A 14,343-nucleotide genomic window follows, 5' to 3' on the forward strand; every position below is an offset into this window, starting at 1 on the left:
ACTCCCCACATGAACAACCGCAGAACCTTCTTCAAGACGGCCGGCGCCACCCTCCTTGGCTCAGCCGCAGTCAGCCGGGTCGGAGCGGCTTCCCTTCCGGAAGCCGTGATCCAGACCGCGGCAACGACGCAGATTCCTCCCGCCCCTCCGAATGGCCGGCCCTTCAACCCGCTCGTGACCCTCAACGGCTGGTCACTGCCCTGGCGCATGAAGGATGGCGTCAAGGAGTTCCACCTGGTCGCCGAGCCGGTGGTCCGCGAGATTGCCCCGGGCATGAAAGCCAACCTCTGGGGCTACAACGGCTCCAGCCCGGGTCCCACCATCGAGGCCGTCGAGGGCGACCGCGTCCGCATCTTCGTCACCAACAAGCTGCCCGAGGTGACGAGCGTGCATTGGCACGGCGTGCAGCTGCCCTCGGGCATGGACGGCGTGACGGGCCTGACCCAACCGCCCATCGCCGTGGGCAAGACCTTCATGTACGAGTTCGTGCTGCAGCGGCCGGGCACGCACATGTACCACCCCCACGCCGACGAGATGGTCCAGATGGCCATGGGCATGATGGGCCTGTTCATCATCCATCCCAAAGACCCGAAGCAGTACCGCGTCGACCGCGACTACGGCTTCATCCTCAACGCCTACGACATCGAGCCGGGCAGCGCGACGCCACGCGTGAACACCATGCTCGACTTCAACCTGTGGACGTGGAACAGCCGCGCCTTCCCCGGCATCGACCCCTTCGTCGCGCGCACGGGCGAGCGAGTGCGCATCCGGGTCGGCAACCTGACGATGACCAACCATCCCATCCACATGCACGGTCCCCACTTCGAGGTGACCGGCACCGACGGTGGCTGGGTTCCGAAGAGCGCCCGGTGGCCCGAGGTCACGACGGATGTCGCGGTCGGCCAGATGCGGGCCTTCGAGTTCGAAGCTGCCGCTGGGGACTGGGCCATCCACTGCCACAAGAGCCACCACACGATGAACGCCATGGGCCACAACGTCCCGACCATGATTGGTGTCGACCACACGGAGGTGGCCAAGAAGATCACCAAGCTCATCCCCGACTACATGGTCATGGGCGACAAGGGCATGCACGACATGGCCGAGATGGAGATGCCCATTCCGGACAACACGCTGCCGATGATGACCGGCACCGGCCCGTTCGGCGCCGTGGGCATGGGTGGCATGTTCAGCGTCGTGAAGGTGCGTGACGACGTCAAGCGCGGCGACTACGCGGACCCCGGCCCCTACAAGCACCCGGCTGGAACGCTTGCCAACGAATACACCGCCGAGATGCCCGAGCCCGCGCGCGCAGCAGCGCCGACGAGCGATACGAAGACCCTGCAAGTTCGCAAGCCCAGCGGCCACCAAGGCCATTGAAGGAAGACCCCATGAATACACGACACACGTTGACCCTGGCTGTGCTGGTTGCCATCTCATCGGCTGCCGTTGCTCATGGCGACGAAGAGCATGCCAAGCCGCGCACGTTCGACGCCTCCAAGGTGGAGGCCACCGACTTTGGCCAGGAGGGCGACCCCAGGAAGGTGACGCGCACCATCAAGGTCGACATGGCGGACAGCATGCGGTTCACGCCGGCAGACCTCACCGTCAAGCGCGGCGAGACCGTCAAGTTCGTGGTGCACAACGGCGGCAGGGTGCTGCACGAGATGGTGCTCGGGACCCAGAAGGCCATCGCGGAGCACGCTGCGCTGATGAAGAAGTTCCCGGAGATGGAGCACTCCGATCCGAACATGGCCCACGTCAAACCCGGCAGGAACGGCGCAATCGTCTGGCAGTTCACCAAGCCTGGCGAGTTCCAGTTCGCCTGCCTGCAGCCCGGGCACTTCGAGGCCGGCATGGTCGGCAAGCTGACCGTGAAATGAAGCGCCTGCGCAGCCCAGAAAGGAACCGCGACATGAAGCTCACCCCCCTCCTCGCCATCGCCTCGCTCGCCACGGTGCTTGGCGCCCATGCGCAGACAGCACCCGCGTCCGGCGTTGACCATGCGGCCCATCACCCAGCCTCCGCCGTCGCGCCGCAGAGCGATGGCGAAGTCCGCAAGGTCGACAAGGCCCAGGGCAAGGTGACCCTGCGCCACGGGCCTCTCGAGAACCTGGCCATGCCGCCCATGACGATGGTCTTCAAGGTCGCGGACCCAAGGATGCTGGACGACCTCAAGGATGGGGACAAGGTCAAGTTCACCGCCGAGAAGGTGAACGGCGCCTTCACGGTCACGGCAATCCAGCCAACTAAATGAAGCGCACGTAGCTCGCGTTGTGCGGCGCCTGGCCGCTGGGCTGGTGGGCGCGCGCCGTCACGGGCGCCAAGAGTTGCATGCCGGCGACCCGCACCCTCAGAACGCCAGCGCGTTCGTCGCCTTCACCTCCTCCATCACCGCATACGTCCGCGTCTCCCGCACCCCTGGCAAGGTCCAGATCACGCTGCCGATGAACTCGCGGTAGGCGCCCATGTCGCGCACCCGGGTCTTGAGCAGATAGTCGAAGCCACCGGCCACGAGATGGCATTCCAGGATCTCGGCGCGGGCCTGGACGGCCGCCTTGAAGTTGTCCATCACGTCCATCACCGTGCGGTCCAGGTGCACCTCGATGAAGACCAGCATGGCCGCGCCGAGCTTGTTGGGGTTCAGCCGCGCTTCGTAGCCGAGGATGAAGCCGTCGCGCGTCAGCCGCTTCACGCGTTCCAGCACGGCGGTGGGCGACAGGTGCACCGTCTCGGCCAGCTTGAGGTTGGAAATCCGCCCGTCGGCCTGCAGCACGCGCAAGATGCGGGCGTCGATCTTGTCGAGACTGGTTTCGTCACTCATCTGGATTTTCGTCGGCTGTTCTTGAGATTCTTGGAATTTAATCCAAGAACACCGTGGATACATTGCTGCATCTCACCAGGAGCCCTGCCATGCCCACGCCCTTTACCGCGCCCATCGAACAGCCGCGCCTGCCCGACCCTTATGTGGCCGAGCATGGTGTTGTTCAGGCGCTGGCCGACCGTGTCGGCGGCGCACTGGACTGGCCCGGTGTCATTGCGATGGCCAGCCCTTGGGTCGAGCAGGTGCGCAGGAACCCGGCGCCGTTCTGGGCCATGGAATCGCTGCTGCGCGAGTACCCCATCACCAGCGCCGAGGGCCTGGCCCTGATGCGCCTGGCCGAAGCGCTGCTGCGCGTGCCCGACGCGCCCACGGCCATCGCACTGACGGCCGACCAGCTCGGCCGCGCCGACTTCGATGGCGCCAGCGAGGGCAGCCCGCACAAGATGCTGGCCGCGCTGTCGGCCTCGGCCATCTCGATGTCCAAGCGCTTCCTGCCCGGTGCGGACGACGACGGCGGCCTGTTCAAGCGCCTGGGGGCGCAGACCGTCGTGGCGGCCACCGTGCGCGCCATCCAGCTGCTGGGCCGGCAATTCGTGCTGGGCCGCAACATCGGCGAGGCGATGAGCGAGGCCGACGCCGCGCGCAAGCAGCAAAAGCAGCTGCGCTTCAGCTACGACATGCTGGGCGAAGGCGCCCGCACCGAGGCCGATGCGCTGCGCTATCACGCGGCCTATGTCGGCGCCATCAAGGCCATCGCCGCCGGCCAACGCGCGGCGTCGCCCGAGGCGTCGGACGGCATCTCCATCAAGCTCAGCGCCTTGTTCAGCCGCTACGAGGTGCTGCAGCGTGGGCGCGTCTTCGCCGAGCTGCTGCCGCGTGTGTGGGCGCTGATCGAACTGGCAGCCGAAGCCAACATCAACCTCACCATCGACGCCGAGGAAGTCGACCGCCTGGAGCTGTCGCTCGACGTGCTGGACACGCTGGCCGCGCGCATCGCCACCCATTACCCGCAGTGGCGCGGCTTCGGCCTGGCCGTTCAGGCCTACCAGTCGCGGGCCTTGGCTGTCGTCGACGAAGTGGCCGCCATCGCGCGCAAGCATGGCCTGCGCTTCATGGTGCGCCTCGTGAAGGGCGCCTACTGGGACGGCGAGATCAAGCGCGCCCAGGAGCTAGGCCTGACGCACTACCCGGTGTTCACGCACAAGCAGCACACCGACGTGAGCTACCTGGCCTGCGCCCGCGCGCTGATCCAGCATGCCGATGTCATCTACCCGCAGTTCGCCAGCCACAACGCCGGCACCATCGCGGCCATCGTGCAAATGGCCCGCGCCACCGGCGCGCAGTTCGAGATGCAGCGCCTGCACGGCATGGGCGAAGGCGTCTACCGCGAGGTGCTGAAGGACGGCACCATCCCCTGCCGCGTCTACGCCCCGGTGGGTGAGCACCGCGACCTGCTGGCCTACCTCGTGCGCCGCCTGCTGGAGAACGGTGCCAACTCGTCGTTCGTCCACCAGCTGGCCGACCCGAGCGTGCAGGTGCCCGAGCTGCTCGGCTCGCCGATGCTCGACGTGCGCAGCAACAGCGCGCTGCCGCTGCCACCCGCCCTTTATCTGGACGACCAAGGCCGCGGCCGCGCCAACTCCACCGGCGCCGACCTGACCGCGCCCGCCCAGCGTTTGGCGTTGCACACCGCGCTGGAGACGACACCGGTGCACGCCGTGCCCGAGGCTTCGGCCGCCGAGGTGGACGCCGCCATGCAGCGCCTGCGCGCCGGCTTCGCCGCCTGGAACGGCACGCCCGTCGCCCAGCGCGCCACCATCCTGCGCCGCGCCGCCGACGCCCTTGACGCCCGCCTGGCCGAGTTCTGCGCCCTGCTCGTCAAGGAAGCCTTCAAGACCCAGGCCGACTGCGTCGCCGAAGTGCGCGAGGCCGTGGACTTCCTGCGTTATTACGCGGACCAGGCCGAAGCCGATGCGGCCATAGCGCAAGGCCGCGGCGTCTTCGTCTGCATCAGCCCGTGGAACTTCCCGCTGGCCATCTTTGCGGGCCAAGTCGTCGCGGCGCTCGTCGTCGGCAACACCGTCGCCGCCAAGCCCGCCGAGCAGACGCCCTACGTCGCGCTGAAGTTCGTCGAGCTGCTGCACGCCGCTGGCGTGCCGGCCGATGCGCTGGCCCTGCTGCACGGCCCGGGCGAGACCGTCGGCGCCGGGCTGGTTGCCCACGCCCACACGGCCGGCGTCTGCTTCACCGGCTCAACGGTGGTCGCGCAGATCATCAACAAGGCGCTGGCCGTCAAGCCCAACTCACCCATCCCGCTGATCGCCGAAACCGGCGGCCTGAACGCGATGGTGGTCGACTCGACCGCCCTGCCCGAGCAGGTCATCGACGCCGTCGTGCAGAGCGCCTTCCGCTCCGCCGGCCAGCGTTGCTCGGCGCTGCGCCTGCTGTGCGTGCAGTCCAGCATCGCCGAGGGCGTCATCGAGATGCTCAGCGGCGCGCTGTCGCAGCTGCACGTTGGCCAGCCGGCGAATCTGGCGACCGACGTCGGCCCCGTCATCGACGACGAAGCCCACGCCGGCATCAGCCGCCACGTCGAGCGCCTGAAGCGCGACGCCAAGCTCATCGCCGAGGCACCCGTGGCCGAAGCCATGCCGCGCCAGATCCGCCCCGTCGCCTTCGAGTTGCCGCGCATCGCTCACCTCGGCGAAGAAATCTTCGGCCCGGTGCTGCACGTCGTGCGCTTCGAGGACTCGGTGGACGAGGTCATCAAGGAGATCAACGCCCTCGGCTACGGCCTCACGCTGGGCATCCAGACGCGCATCGACAGCCGCGCCCAGCGCCTGGCCGACGAGGCGCGCATCGGCAACGTCTACGTCAACCGCAACATCATCGGCGCGGTGGTGGGCGTGCAGCCGTTTGGTGGCGAAGGCCTGTCGGGCACCGGCCCCAAGGCCGGTGGGCCGGACTATCTGCGCCGCTTCTGCGCCGAGCCCCAGCTCGACGCCCCGCTGCCGGTGCTCACGATGGACGGCCGCAGCGAGGCCCTGGCCGTGGCGGCTGACGCCAGCTGGCGCGACACGCCGCTGGCCGAGCGCATCGCCACGCTGCGCCGCGCCGCCGACACGCTGGATGCGCCTGCGTCCCTGACCCTGCGCAGCCTCTTCACTGCCGCGCAGACGCAGTTCGCCGACCTGGTCCTGCCCGGCCCCACGGGTGAGAGCAACACGCTGCGCCACCACGCCCGCGGCATCTTCGCCGTGGTCGGCCGCGCCGAGGCGGGCCTGGCGGCCGTTGTCAGCGCCTTGCTGGCCGGCAACAGCGCCATCTGGCTGGGCGGCGACGAACGCGCCTGCCAGGCCTTGCTGCGCGCCGGCCTGCCCGCCAGCGCATTGACGCTGCTGCCCGACGCGGCGCTGCCCGGCCTGCTCGTCGCACCTCAACTCGCCGGCGTCGCGCTGGCGTCGTCGGATGCGGCCGCCGCCCATGTGCTCGCGCAAGCCCTGGCCACACGTTCCGGCGCCATCCTGCCGCTGGTGACAGCCGCCGGCCATGTACGCCAGCTCTATCGCTTCACGGCGGAGCAGACGCTGACGGTCAACACGGCGGCGGCGGGTGGGAATGCGGCGTTGTTGGCCGGCGGCCATTGAGGTCTTGCCGGCTGCCGCCAGCCTGAGCCAACATGTGCCCACACGCCTGCGGTCAGGGCGTGCAGGGAGAAGCAAACATGTTTCCTTGGCTTTGGCTCTGGGCGCCCCAGTTGCGCCTGCCTTTCAGCGGTGACGTGGCGCAGGACATCGAGCCGCGACTCGACTGGTTCTTCGCCGGCATCAAGCCCGAGGCGGGCAACGCTCGCATCGAGGCCCGTGCCTTCGACGTAGCGACCTACGGCCACCAGCTCGGTGTCATCACCGACTTGCTGATCGAGATGGCCGAGCGCCTGCCGGCCGAAGCTCAGGCGGCGTCCAAGCCGCTGCAGGCGCTGCGCGACATCCGAGACCGCATCGCGGCCATCAAGGACGTGGAGTTCGAGCGCGAGCTGGCCGAATTGCAGACGCGAATCCGGCACCTCGAAAGCCGCCGCCCTGCAGCGCGACTGCAGGGCTCAGCTTGAGGCAATTGCCGGCGGCGGTGCACCGGACAAGAAAAGGCCCTCTGCTGGCGGCAAGCCACCTGAAGAGGGCCAAATCCACCCAGGGGCGGTGGAGGAGACAAACGGTCATTGCGACGTTGCAATGTTGCGATGCAGCATAACCGAATCCGCGCCGGTTTTGTGTGACAGATTCGTGCTCCGGGCCGTTGTCAGAACAAGCGGCCGAGAAAGGCTGCAGCCGCGTCGCTGAGGCCGACGATCTTGTTCGTTGCCTGGCGGTAGAACTTGAAGTTCAGCTCGGTCTCGGGCCGGCCGTCGTCCCAGTTCGAAAAAGGCTTGAGTTCGGCGCGGCCGAGGCGGCGTTTCACGAGCGCCGTGCGCTTGACCTTGATGCTCACGCGGGGCGTCTGCCGCTCGACGCCAGGCAGTCGCGGCGTGGGCTCGGCCGCCGTCACGACGCCGCGCGCAAATAGCCCCGCGCCGCCCTCGTTCTCGCTGGCGAAGAGATAGACCACGTCACCAGCGGCGATGCGCTTGCCGCCGTACATCGTCTTCTGCGCGGCGAACACGAAGTCCTCAGCCTGCGTGTCGTGGATCTCGGCTTTGATGGCGAACATCGTGGAACTCTCCGGGCGGGATGCCGCCATCTTCGCTGCCGCAGAATCGATGGTGATGACCGAGCCCGTCGACCCCGATCCCATGCCGCAGCCGCCCCCGCAGCCCGACCTCGACGCCTGCTGCGGCAACGGCTGCGACCCCTGCATCTTCGACCTCTACGACCTGGCCAAGGATGAGTACCGCCAAGCCTTGCGGGCCTGGCGCGAGCGGCATCCGGACGCCAGCTGACAAGGCCCCGCCATGTGCCGCAACATCCGCACCCTCTTCAACTTCGAACCTCCGGCGACGGAACTGGAGATCCGCGACGCGGCGCTGCAGTTCGTGCGCAAGCTCAGCGGCTTCAACGTGCCGTCGCAGGCCAACGCGGCGGCGTTTGACCATGCCGTCGCGGCCATCGCCGACGAGGCGCGCACGCTGATCGCGGCGCTGGTGACGACGGCCGAGCCCAAGAACCGCGAGATCGAGGCCGAGAAGGCGCGGGTTCGTTCTCAGGCGCGCTTCGGCAGTGCAGGCGGATGATGCGCGGCGCGTCGGCCTGACGCGGCAACTTCCGAGGAAATCACCATGCCCAAGCTGCTGTCCCTCGTCATCTGCATGACCCTGCTCACCTGGCTGACCGTGCTCGCGGCGAGCCTGATCCGGGCCAAGGCCTGGACGCCCAAGGGCCTGATGCTGGCCTTCGGCAACCGCGACAACCTGCCCGAGGCAACGCCGCTGGCCGGCCGCGCCCAGCGCGCGGCAGCCAACAGCCTGGAGAACCTGGTGTTCTTCGCCGCGCTGGCCCTCGTCGCGCAGGTGGCGGGTGCCACCAACGAGCGGGTGCTGCTCGGCGCCCAGGTCTTCCTGTGGGCGCGGCTCATCTACCTGCCGGTCTACTTCGCCGGCATTTCCTTCCTGCGCACGGGGGTCTGGGCGGTCAGCATCGTCGGTCTCGCCATGATGGTCATGGGCATGGTCTGACGCACAATCCGCGCGCCTCGTCTCTACCCACACCGTCATGCGCCTGAAGCTCGCCCTGTCCTTCATCGCACTCCTGCTGCTGGTTGCGGCCTGGTTTGCCTTCGCCTGGCGCTGGAGCTATTCCGACGGCGAACGCGCCGGCTGGGTGCAGAAGTTCTCGCGCAAGGGCTGGGTCTGCAAGACCTGGGAGGGCGAGCAGGCCCTGGTGTCGCTGCCGGGCACGGCCAGTGTCGAGAAGTTCTACTTCACGGTGCATGACGAGGCCACCGCCCAGGCCATCAACAAGGTCATGGGCCGCCGCGTGAACCTGCACTACGAGGAGAAGGTCGGCCTGCCGGGCTCCTGCTTCGGCGAGACGCGCTACTTCGTCACCGGCGTCACGCTGGTGGACGAGATCTCGCTGTCGCCCGGCGTCGTCGTGCCCGTGCCGCCGGCCGCACCGGCCTCGGCCGCCAGCCAGTAGGCGCCGCCGGCAGTCCCCCAATTTGACGGAGGCGCACCGCGCGCCGAGTCTCTACAGTGGCGTGCATACCCAAGCCGCCGCCACTGGAGCCTCGATGAACTTCGCCAGCCGCAAAACTTCTCGCCCGCTGTGGGCCGCCCTGTCGCTGGCCGCGGCAGCCTGCTGTGCCGCTTCGGCCGCCCAGGCGCAGACCGTGGGCTCGGTGTCGCTCGCCACGCTGCGTGATTGCAGCAGCGTTGGCGCAGGCGATGTCTGCGACGGCACCGGCCCGGGCCAGGCCATCGCCAGCCGCAGCTACGGCGGTGGGGTCGGCGTGGCAGGCATCAACGACCTCGACGCCGGCAGCGGCAACCGTGCCTGGTCCGACGTCGGCTTCGGCGGCTTCGACCTGCCCGTCATCCGTGGCTGGACCCAGGCCAGCGGCGACGTGCGCATGAACATCAATGTGTTCGGCTTTCAGTCGTATCTGATCGGCGGTGCCGCGCCCACGCCCTTCTCGGTGGCCGGCAGCGTGCACATCGTCGACTCGTCCAGCAACGCGGTCGACACCGGCCTGCCCGGCGGCGCCCACCTGACCGCCTATGTCGGCATCTGGGACCCGGCCATCCTGGCCGGCTACGGCACCGACCCGCAGAGCCTCTTCGACGGCCTGTTCTACGCCGACTGCAGCACGCCCGGCGTGCTCGGCACCGGCACGATCTCCGTGGCGCTGCCAGGCGGCGCCCAGAGCTACAGCCTCAGCACCGCGGCGTGCGCGGCGGGCTCGCTGACTTTCGCGCCGGGGCAGGAGGTGCTCGTCGTCGCCGGCATGCAGCTGCCGGTCAACCGCGGTGCGTTTGCCGACGCGACGCACACCTTCACGACCCAGCTCGACCCGGCCCTGGGCGCCGCGGTGCAGGCCGACATCCTGGCCAACACGCAGTCGGCCATCGCGCGCGGCGCGGTCGTCGTCAGCGTGCCCGAGCCATCGAGCTGGCTGCTGCTGGCGGGTGGCGTGCTGGGCCTCGCGGCCTGGCGCCGCAAACGTTGAGGCCTGTGCCCGACAACGTTGTCCGGCGACACTAGCCGGATGTCGTTGTTTCAGCCCCTGGCCGCGCGCTTCGAGCGCCTCGTCGATCCCTATCCCGAGACCACCGGCGCCGCCCCGCCCACCGGTTTTTTCGCCTTCCTGTGGCGCTGCGCCGATGGCGTGCGGCCGCATCTGTTCGCGGTCACGTTGTTCACGGCCGGCATCGCGGCGGCCGAGGCGCTGCTGTTCAGCCTGATGGCCTCGCTGGTGGACTGGCTGGCCGGCATGAAGCCCGCCGAGCTGTGGGCCAAGCCGCAGCCCGTCGTGCACATGCTGCTGGGCGTGCTCGGTGTCAGCATCGTGCTGGCCTCGGCCCAGGCGCTGCTGAAGTACCAGGGCGTGTTCGGCAACTTCCCGATGCGGCTGCGCTGGATCTTCCACCGCCGCATGCTGTCGCAGAGCCTGTCCTTCTTCGGCGACGAGTTCGCCGGCCGCATCGCCACCAAGGTGATGCAGACGGCGCTCGCGGTGCGCGACACCTGGCTCATCGTCGTCGACATCCTCGTCTACGTGGCCGTCTACTTCGGCACGCTGGTGGGCATCGTCGCCAGCTTCGACGCCTGGCTGATGGCGCCCTTTGCCGCCTGGCTCGCGCTGTACCTGCTGGCGCTGCGCTTCTTCGTGCCGCGCCTGGGCAAGATCGCCCAGGCCCAGGCCGACGCGCGCAGCCTGATGACGGGCCGCATCACCGACGCATACACCAACATCGCCACCGTCAAGCTCTTCGCCCACGGCCGGCGCGAGGCCGGCTACGCCAAGTCGGCGATGCAGGACTTCATGCTGACCGCCTACGGCCAGATGCGGCTCGTCACCGGCTTTGAGATCGTCAACACGCTGCTGTCGGCCCTGCTCGTGGGCAGCACGGCGCTGCTGGCGCTGTGGCTGTGGGGCGTGAGCGCCATCGGCGTTGGCGCCGTTGCCGCGGCCACCGCGATGGCGATGCGCCTGAACGGCATCTCGCACTGGGTGATGTGGGAGATGGCGTCGCTGTTCGAGCACATCGGCACCGTGCAGGACGGGCTGGCCACGCTGTCCAAGCCGCAGACCATTGCCGACGCGAGCGGTGCCACCGAGCTGACCGTGCCGCGCGGTGAAGTGCATTTCGAGAACCTGTGCTTCGCCTATCCCAACGGCAAGGTCGTCGTCGACGGGCTGGACCTCCGCATCAAGCCGGGCGAGAAGATCGGCCTCGTCGGCCGCAGCGGCGCCGGCAAGAGCACGCTGGTGAACCTGCTGCTGCGCCTGTACGACCTGCCTGAAGTGAGCGGGCAAAAGGGCGGCCGCATCCTCATCGACGGCCAGGACATCGCCAGCGTCACGCAGGACTCGCTGCGCCGCCACATCGGCATGGTCACGCAGGACACCTCGCTGCTGCACCGCTCGGTGGCGGACAACATCCTCTACGGCCGCCCCGACGCGACCCCCGACGACATGCAGCGCGCCGCCGTGCGGGCGCATGCCGACGAGTTCATCGCGACGCTGTCCGACCCCAAGGGCCGCACCGGCTTCGAGGCCTTCGTGGGCGAGCGCGGCGTCAAGCTCAGCGGCGGCCAGCGCCAGCGCATCGCCATCGCCCGCGTGATGCTGAAGGACGCGCCCATCCTGCTGCTGGACGAAGCCACCAGCGCGCTGGACAGCGAGGTCGAGGCCGCCATCCAGCAAAGCCTGTACACGCTGATGGAGGGCAAAACGGTCGTGGCCATCGCGCACCGCCTGTCAACAATAGCGGCGCTGGACCGCCTCGTTGTCATGGACGCCGGCCGCATCGTCGAGCAGGGCAGCCACGCCGAGCTGCTGGCGCAGGGCGGCATCTACGCGCGTCTGTGGGCGCACCAGAGCGGCGGCTTTTTGGGGCTGGACGACTGACGGCTGTGCGTTGCGCTTTCCGGGTTTTCTCGGACGCTGGCAGCGTCGCGTCATGCCGGAGCGGGCACTACCATGCCGCCAAACAGGGAGGACAGGGATGGTCGGGTTATTTCGCGACGCGCGGCCGTTGGGGTTGGCGCTGTGCCTGCTGGCCTGTTCATGGCTGCAGGGCTGTGCCTCCTCGACGCAGCTGATCACCAACACCAGCGCCTCCACCGAGCTACAGGCCAAGAGCTACAAGTCCTTCAAGGAAGTCCTGCTCGTTCCACCCAAGGAAGACAAGCGCGAGGTGGTGCCCAAGGTTGTGGCGGGCCTGCAGGCTATGGGCTTTCGCGTCACTGTGATGCCGGCCGGCCAACCGGTTGAGGCGGCGCAGGGCACGGGCTTCGTCGTTGGCAGCGATGGTTTGCTGCTGACCTGCGCCCATGTGCTGGGTGATCTCAAGGAAGCCACGGTCACGCTCAATGGCCAGCGGCTGCTGGCCGACGTCGTCAAGTCCGACAAGAACGCCGACCTGGCGCTGCTGAAGCTCCGCGAGCCTCTGCCTGCCGGCAGCGCGGTGCTGCCTTTTCGCGGTACGAGCAAGCCGGCAGCCATGGGCGATGAAGTCTTCACGATCGGCTACCCGCTGTCGCGGCTGCTGGGCAACGCGGCGCGCATGACGCGCGGCCTCGTGTCGGCCACGGCGGGCATGCGCGACAACCCCAAGGAACTCCAGGTTTCAGCCGAAATCCAGCCCGGCAACAGTGGCGGTCCACTGCTGGACCGCGAAGGCAATGTGGTGGGCGTCGTCAACAAGACGCTGAATGCCAGCCGCGTGGCGCAGGCCAACGGGGGAGCGCTGCCTCAGAACGTCAACTTCGCCATCAAGGGCGGCGAGGTGCTGGGTTTCATGAAGACGGCCGATGAGGGCGGCTTCGGCCGGCTGACTTACGACAGGGCACCGGGGATGGAGGCCGCCAGCAAGGGTGTCGCCAAGATCCAGGCCGGCATCGTCGGTCCGGACACCGAGCGCGCCGACAAGATGGTCGTGAATCTCAGCTACTTGAGCATGTGGGACATCTGGTATCGCTTCCGCGTTTTCGTGCTTGCGGCATTCGACTACGAGACGCAGGAACCGCTCTTCATCGCCGGCCAGGGACGGGACAACATGGTGTCCAACGAAGACGTGGTGATCCGCGACACGCTGGAGCAGTTCCGCAAGGCGATCAACTCGCGCTGACCGGACCCATCGCCGCGTCGCAAAAGGCCCGCATGTCGCGGTTGGCAACAGTGGCGCCGTTGGGCCTACTGTCGACGCGGAGTGATCCCGCAGGCCGTCGCGCCGCGAAGCCAGAACACGTCGAGACCGGCCATCGCGCCCGCTTGGTGCACGCTCCCGTTTGGAAGGTGGGGCGTGTCGACATGTCGTACTGGCACCGAGCGACCTCAGCGCATCGTCAGCGATGCGCCGGCTGGCATCGCCGCGCTGCGCAGCTGAGAGTCCAGGAAGCCGGTGCTGACCCGCAGGGCCTCGTTCAGGTCAGCCTGGGCCGCCTCGGTGGCGCTGCCACTGCGGGGGCCACGCGGCACGCCGCCGGCCGGCCCGTGCTGGCCGCCCTGACCCCCCTGGCCGCCGCCCATGCCGCCGCGCTGCTGCCCGCTCGGCGCTTCGCGCCCGCGGTGCTGATCCTGCTCATGCCAGCCCTCCGGCGCCAGCGTGCCGGCCAGCGCCGGGTGCGACATGGCGGGCAGTGCCAGCAGCCAGCCGGCGCCGGGGCGCATCGTGTCGAAGGCGCGGCGGCGTTCGGCCGGTTGCTTGACGAGGCCGAGGGCATCGCCGTCGCTGTCGCTGGTGATCAGCAGGGCCGGTGGCGTTGCGGCAGCGGCGTCCATGGGCGGCGGGCTGATGGCGATGACGGCGCGGGGCAGCCAGCCATCGGCGTCGCTGCCCAGGTCCAGCACCGTCTGCGCACCGATCTCGTAGCCGGCCATCGCCGCACGCTGCCAGTCCAGTGCCACGCCGGCCGCCGCCGGCTGGGCCTGCAGCGACGCAACCAGGCGCCGCAGCGCGGCCAGCCGGGCGGTGCGCATGGCCGCGCCGTAGTGCAGCTCGCCCAGCGCGCGAAACTCGCCGGTGCGCGCCAGCGCCGAGCGCCAGGCGGCCGCGTCTTCTTCCAGCGGCTGCACGGCCAGCACCGCGTAGCCCGCCAACGCCCAGGCCGCGGCCCAGCGCTGGCCGGCCTCGCTGCCCTGGCCGATACCGGGCAGGTAGACGACGACCGGCAGCGGCCCTGCGGCGCCCGCCCTGCGCGTCAGCGTCAGGTGCCGGCCTTGCAGCTCGAAGCTGCTCAGCGCCAGGTTCAGCTCGCGCGCCGCCGTCTCCGCCCAGGGCTTGGGCGGCGGGGGGCCACCGGCACAGCCGGCCAGCGCGAGGGCGGCAACAAGCAGCAGCGGGCGGCGGGCGAGGGGCATGG

15 protein-coding genes are annotated in these 14,343 nt (G+C 68.9%); 12 read left to right on the forward strand and 3 right to left on the reverse strand.

The window, feature by feature from the left end:
• Window positions 1-9 precede the first annotated feature (9 nt).
• Genes AC07V5_RS04605 through AC07V5_RS04615 form a run of 3 tightly spaced genes read left to right on the forward strand, consistent with a single transcriptional unit; the run spans window position 10 to window position 2,254 of the window.
• Complete coding sequence (locus AC07V5_RS04605) at window positions 10-1,377, forward strand: multicopper oxidase family protein (protein ID WP_495114437.1); 1,368 nt, start codon at window positions 10-12, stop codon at window positions 1,375-1,377.
• A gap of 11 nt (window positions 1,378-1,388) precedes the next feature.
• A complete protein-coding gene (locus AC07V5_RS04610) occupies window positions 1,389-1,880 on the forward strand; it encodes a cupredoxin domain-containing protein (protein ID WP_495114438.1) in 492 nt (163 codons plus the stop codon).
• Complete coding sequence (locus AC07V5_RS04615) at window positions 1,877-2,254, forward strand: copper-binding protein (protein WP_495114439.1); 378 nt, start codon at window positions 1,877-1,879, stop codon at window positions 2,252-2,254. The genes AC07V5_RS04610 and AC07V5_RS04615 overlap by 4 nt, the downstream gene beginning before the upstream one ends.
• A 96-nt stretch (window positions 2,255-2,350) precedes the next feature.
• Here AC07V5_RS04615 and AC07V5_RS04620 read toward each other — a convergent pair whose 3' ends face one another.
• Window positions 2,351-2,821, reverse strand: coding sequence for an Lrp/AsnC ligand binding domain-containing protein (locus AC07V5_RS04620; RefSeq protein WP_495114440.1), 471 nt, complete (start codon window positions 2,819-2,821; stop codon window positions 2,351-2,353).
• Window positions 2,822-2,910: 89 nt separating this feature from the next.
• Here AC07V5_RS04620 and AC07V5_RS04625 point away from each other — a divergent pair, with 89 nt between their 5' ends.
• Window positions 2,911-6,468, forward strand: a complete 3,558-nt coding sequence (locus AC07V5_RS04625; protein WP_495114441.1) for an L-glutamate gamma-semialdehyde dehydrogenase — start codon at window positions 2,911-2,913, stop codon at window positions 6,466-6,468.
• Between the two features lie 77 nt (window positions 6,469-6,545).
• On the forward strand, window positions 6,546-6,932 hold the full coding sequence (locus tag AC07V5_RS04630; protein WP_495114442.1) for a hypothetical protein: 387 nt from the start codon (window positions 6,546-6,548) through the stop codon (window positions 6,930-6,932).
• Between the two features lie 188 nt (window positions 6,933-7,120).
• Here the strand turns inward: AC07V5_RS04630 and AC07V5_RS04635 are convergent, their stop codons facing one another.
• Window positions 7,121-7,528 (reverse strand): hypothetical protein, encoded by a 408-nt coding sequence (locus AC07V5_RS04635; protein ID WP_495114443.1) that lies wholly within the window; start codon window positions 7,526-7,528, stop codon window positions 7,121-7,123.
• Between the two features lie 49 nt (window positions 7,529-7,577).
• On the opposite strand from AC07V5_RS04635, the gene AC07V5_RS04640 reads away from it, so the two are divergent.
• From AC07V5_RS04640 to AC07V5_RS04670, 7 genes are all read left to right on the forward strand, one after another.
• Entirely contained in the window at window positions 7,578-7,757 is a 180-nt protein-coding gene (locus AC07V5_RS04640; protein ID WP_495115660.1) for an oxidoreductase-like domain-containing protein, read from the forward strand.
• 12 nt (window positions 7,758-7,769) lie between these two features.
• Entirely contained in the window at window positions 7,770-8,048 is a 279-nt protein-coding gene (locus AC07V5_RS04645; RefSeq protein ID WP_495114444.1) for a DUF2277 domain-containing protein, read from the forward strand.
• A gap of 45 nt (window positions 8,049-8,093) precedes the next feature.
• Window positions 8,094-8,489 (forward strand): MAPEG family protein, encoded by a 396-nt coding sequence (locus tag AC07V5_RS04650; protein WP_495114445.1) that lies wholly within the window; start codon window positions 8,094-8,096, stop codon window positions 8,487-8,489.
• Window positions 8,490-8,526: 37 nt separating this feature from the next.
• Entirely contained in the window at window positions 8,527-8,952 is a 426-nt protein-coding gene (locus tag AC07V5_RS04655; protein WP_495114446.1) for a hypothetical protein, read from the forward strand.
• A 94-nt stretch (window positions 8,953-9,046) separates the two neighbouring features.
• Complete coding sequence (locus AC07V5_RS04660) at window positions 9,047-9,982, forward strand: PEP-CTERM sorting domain-containing protein (protein WP_495114447.1); 936 nt, start codon at window positions 9,047-9,049, stop codon at window positions 9,980-9,982.
• A 39-nt stretch (window positions 9,983-10,021) separates the two neighbouring features.
• On the forward strand, window positions 10,022-11,887 hold the full coding sequence (locus AC07V5_RS04665) for an ABC transporter ATP-binding protein (protein WP_495114448.1): 1,866 nt from the start codon (window positions 10,022-10,024) through the stop codon (window positions 11,885-11,887).
• Window positions 11,888-11,984: 97 nt separating this feature from the next.
• Entirely contained in the window at window positions 11,985-13,109 is a 1,125-nt protein-coding gene (locus AC07V5_RS04670; protein ID WP_495114449.1) for a S1C family serine protease, read from the forward strand.
• A 206-nt stretch (window positions 13,110-13,315) separates the two neighbouring features.
• Here the strand turns inward: AC07V5_RS04670 and AC07V5_RS04675 are convergent, their stop codons facing one another.
• Window positions 13,316-14,341, reverse strand: coding sequence for a hypothetical protein (locus tag AC07V5_RS04675; RefSeq protein ID WP_495114450.1), 1,026 nt, complete (start codon window positions 14,339-14,341; stop codon window positions 13,316-13,318).
• Window positions 14,342-14,343: the final 2 nt, after the last annotated feature.

The organism is Roseateles sp. GW821-FHT02E12 (assembly GCF_059421665.1).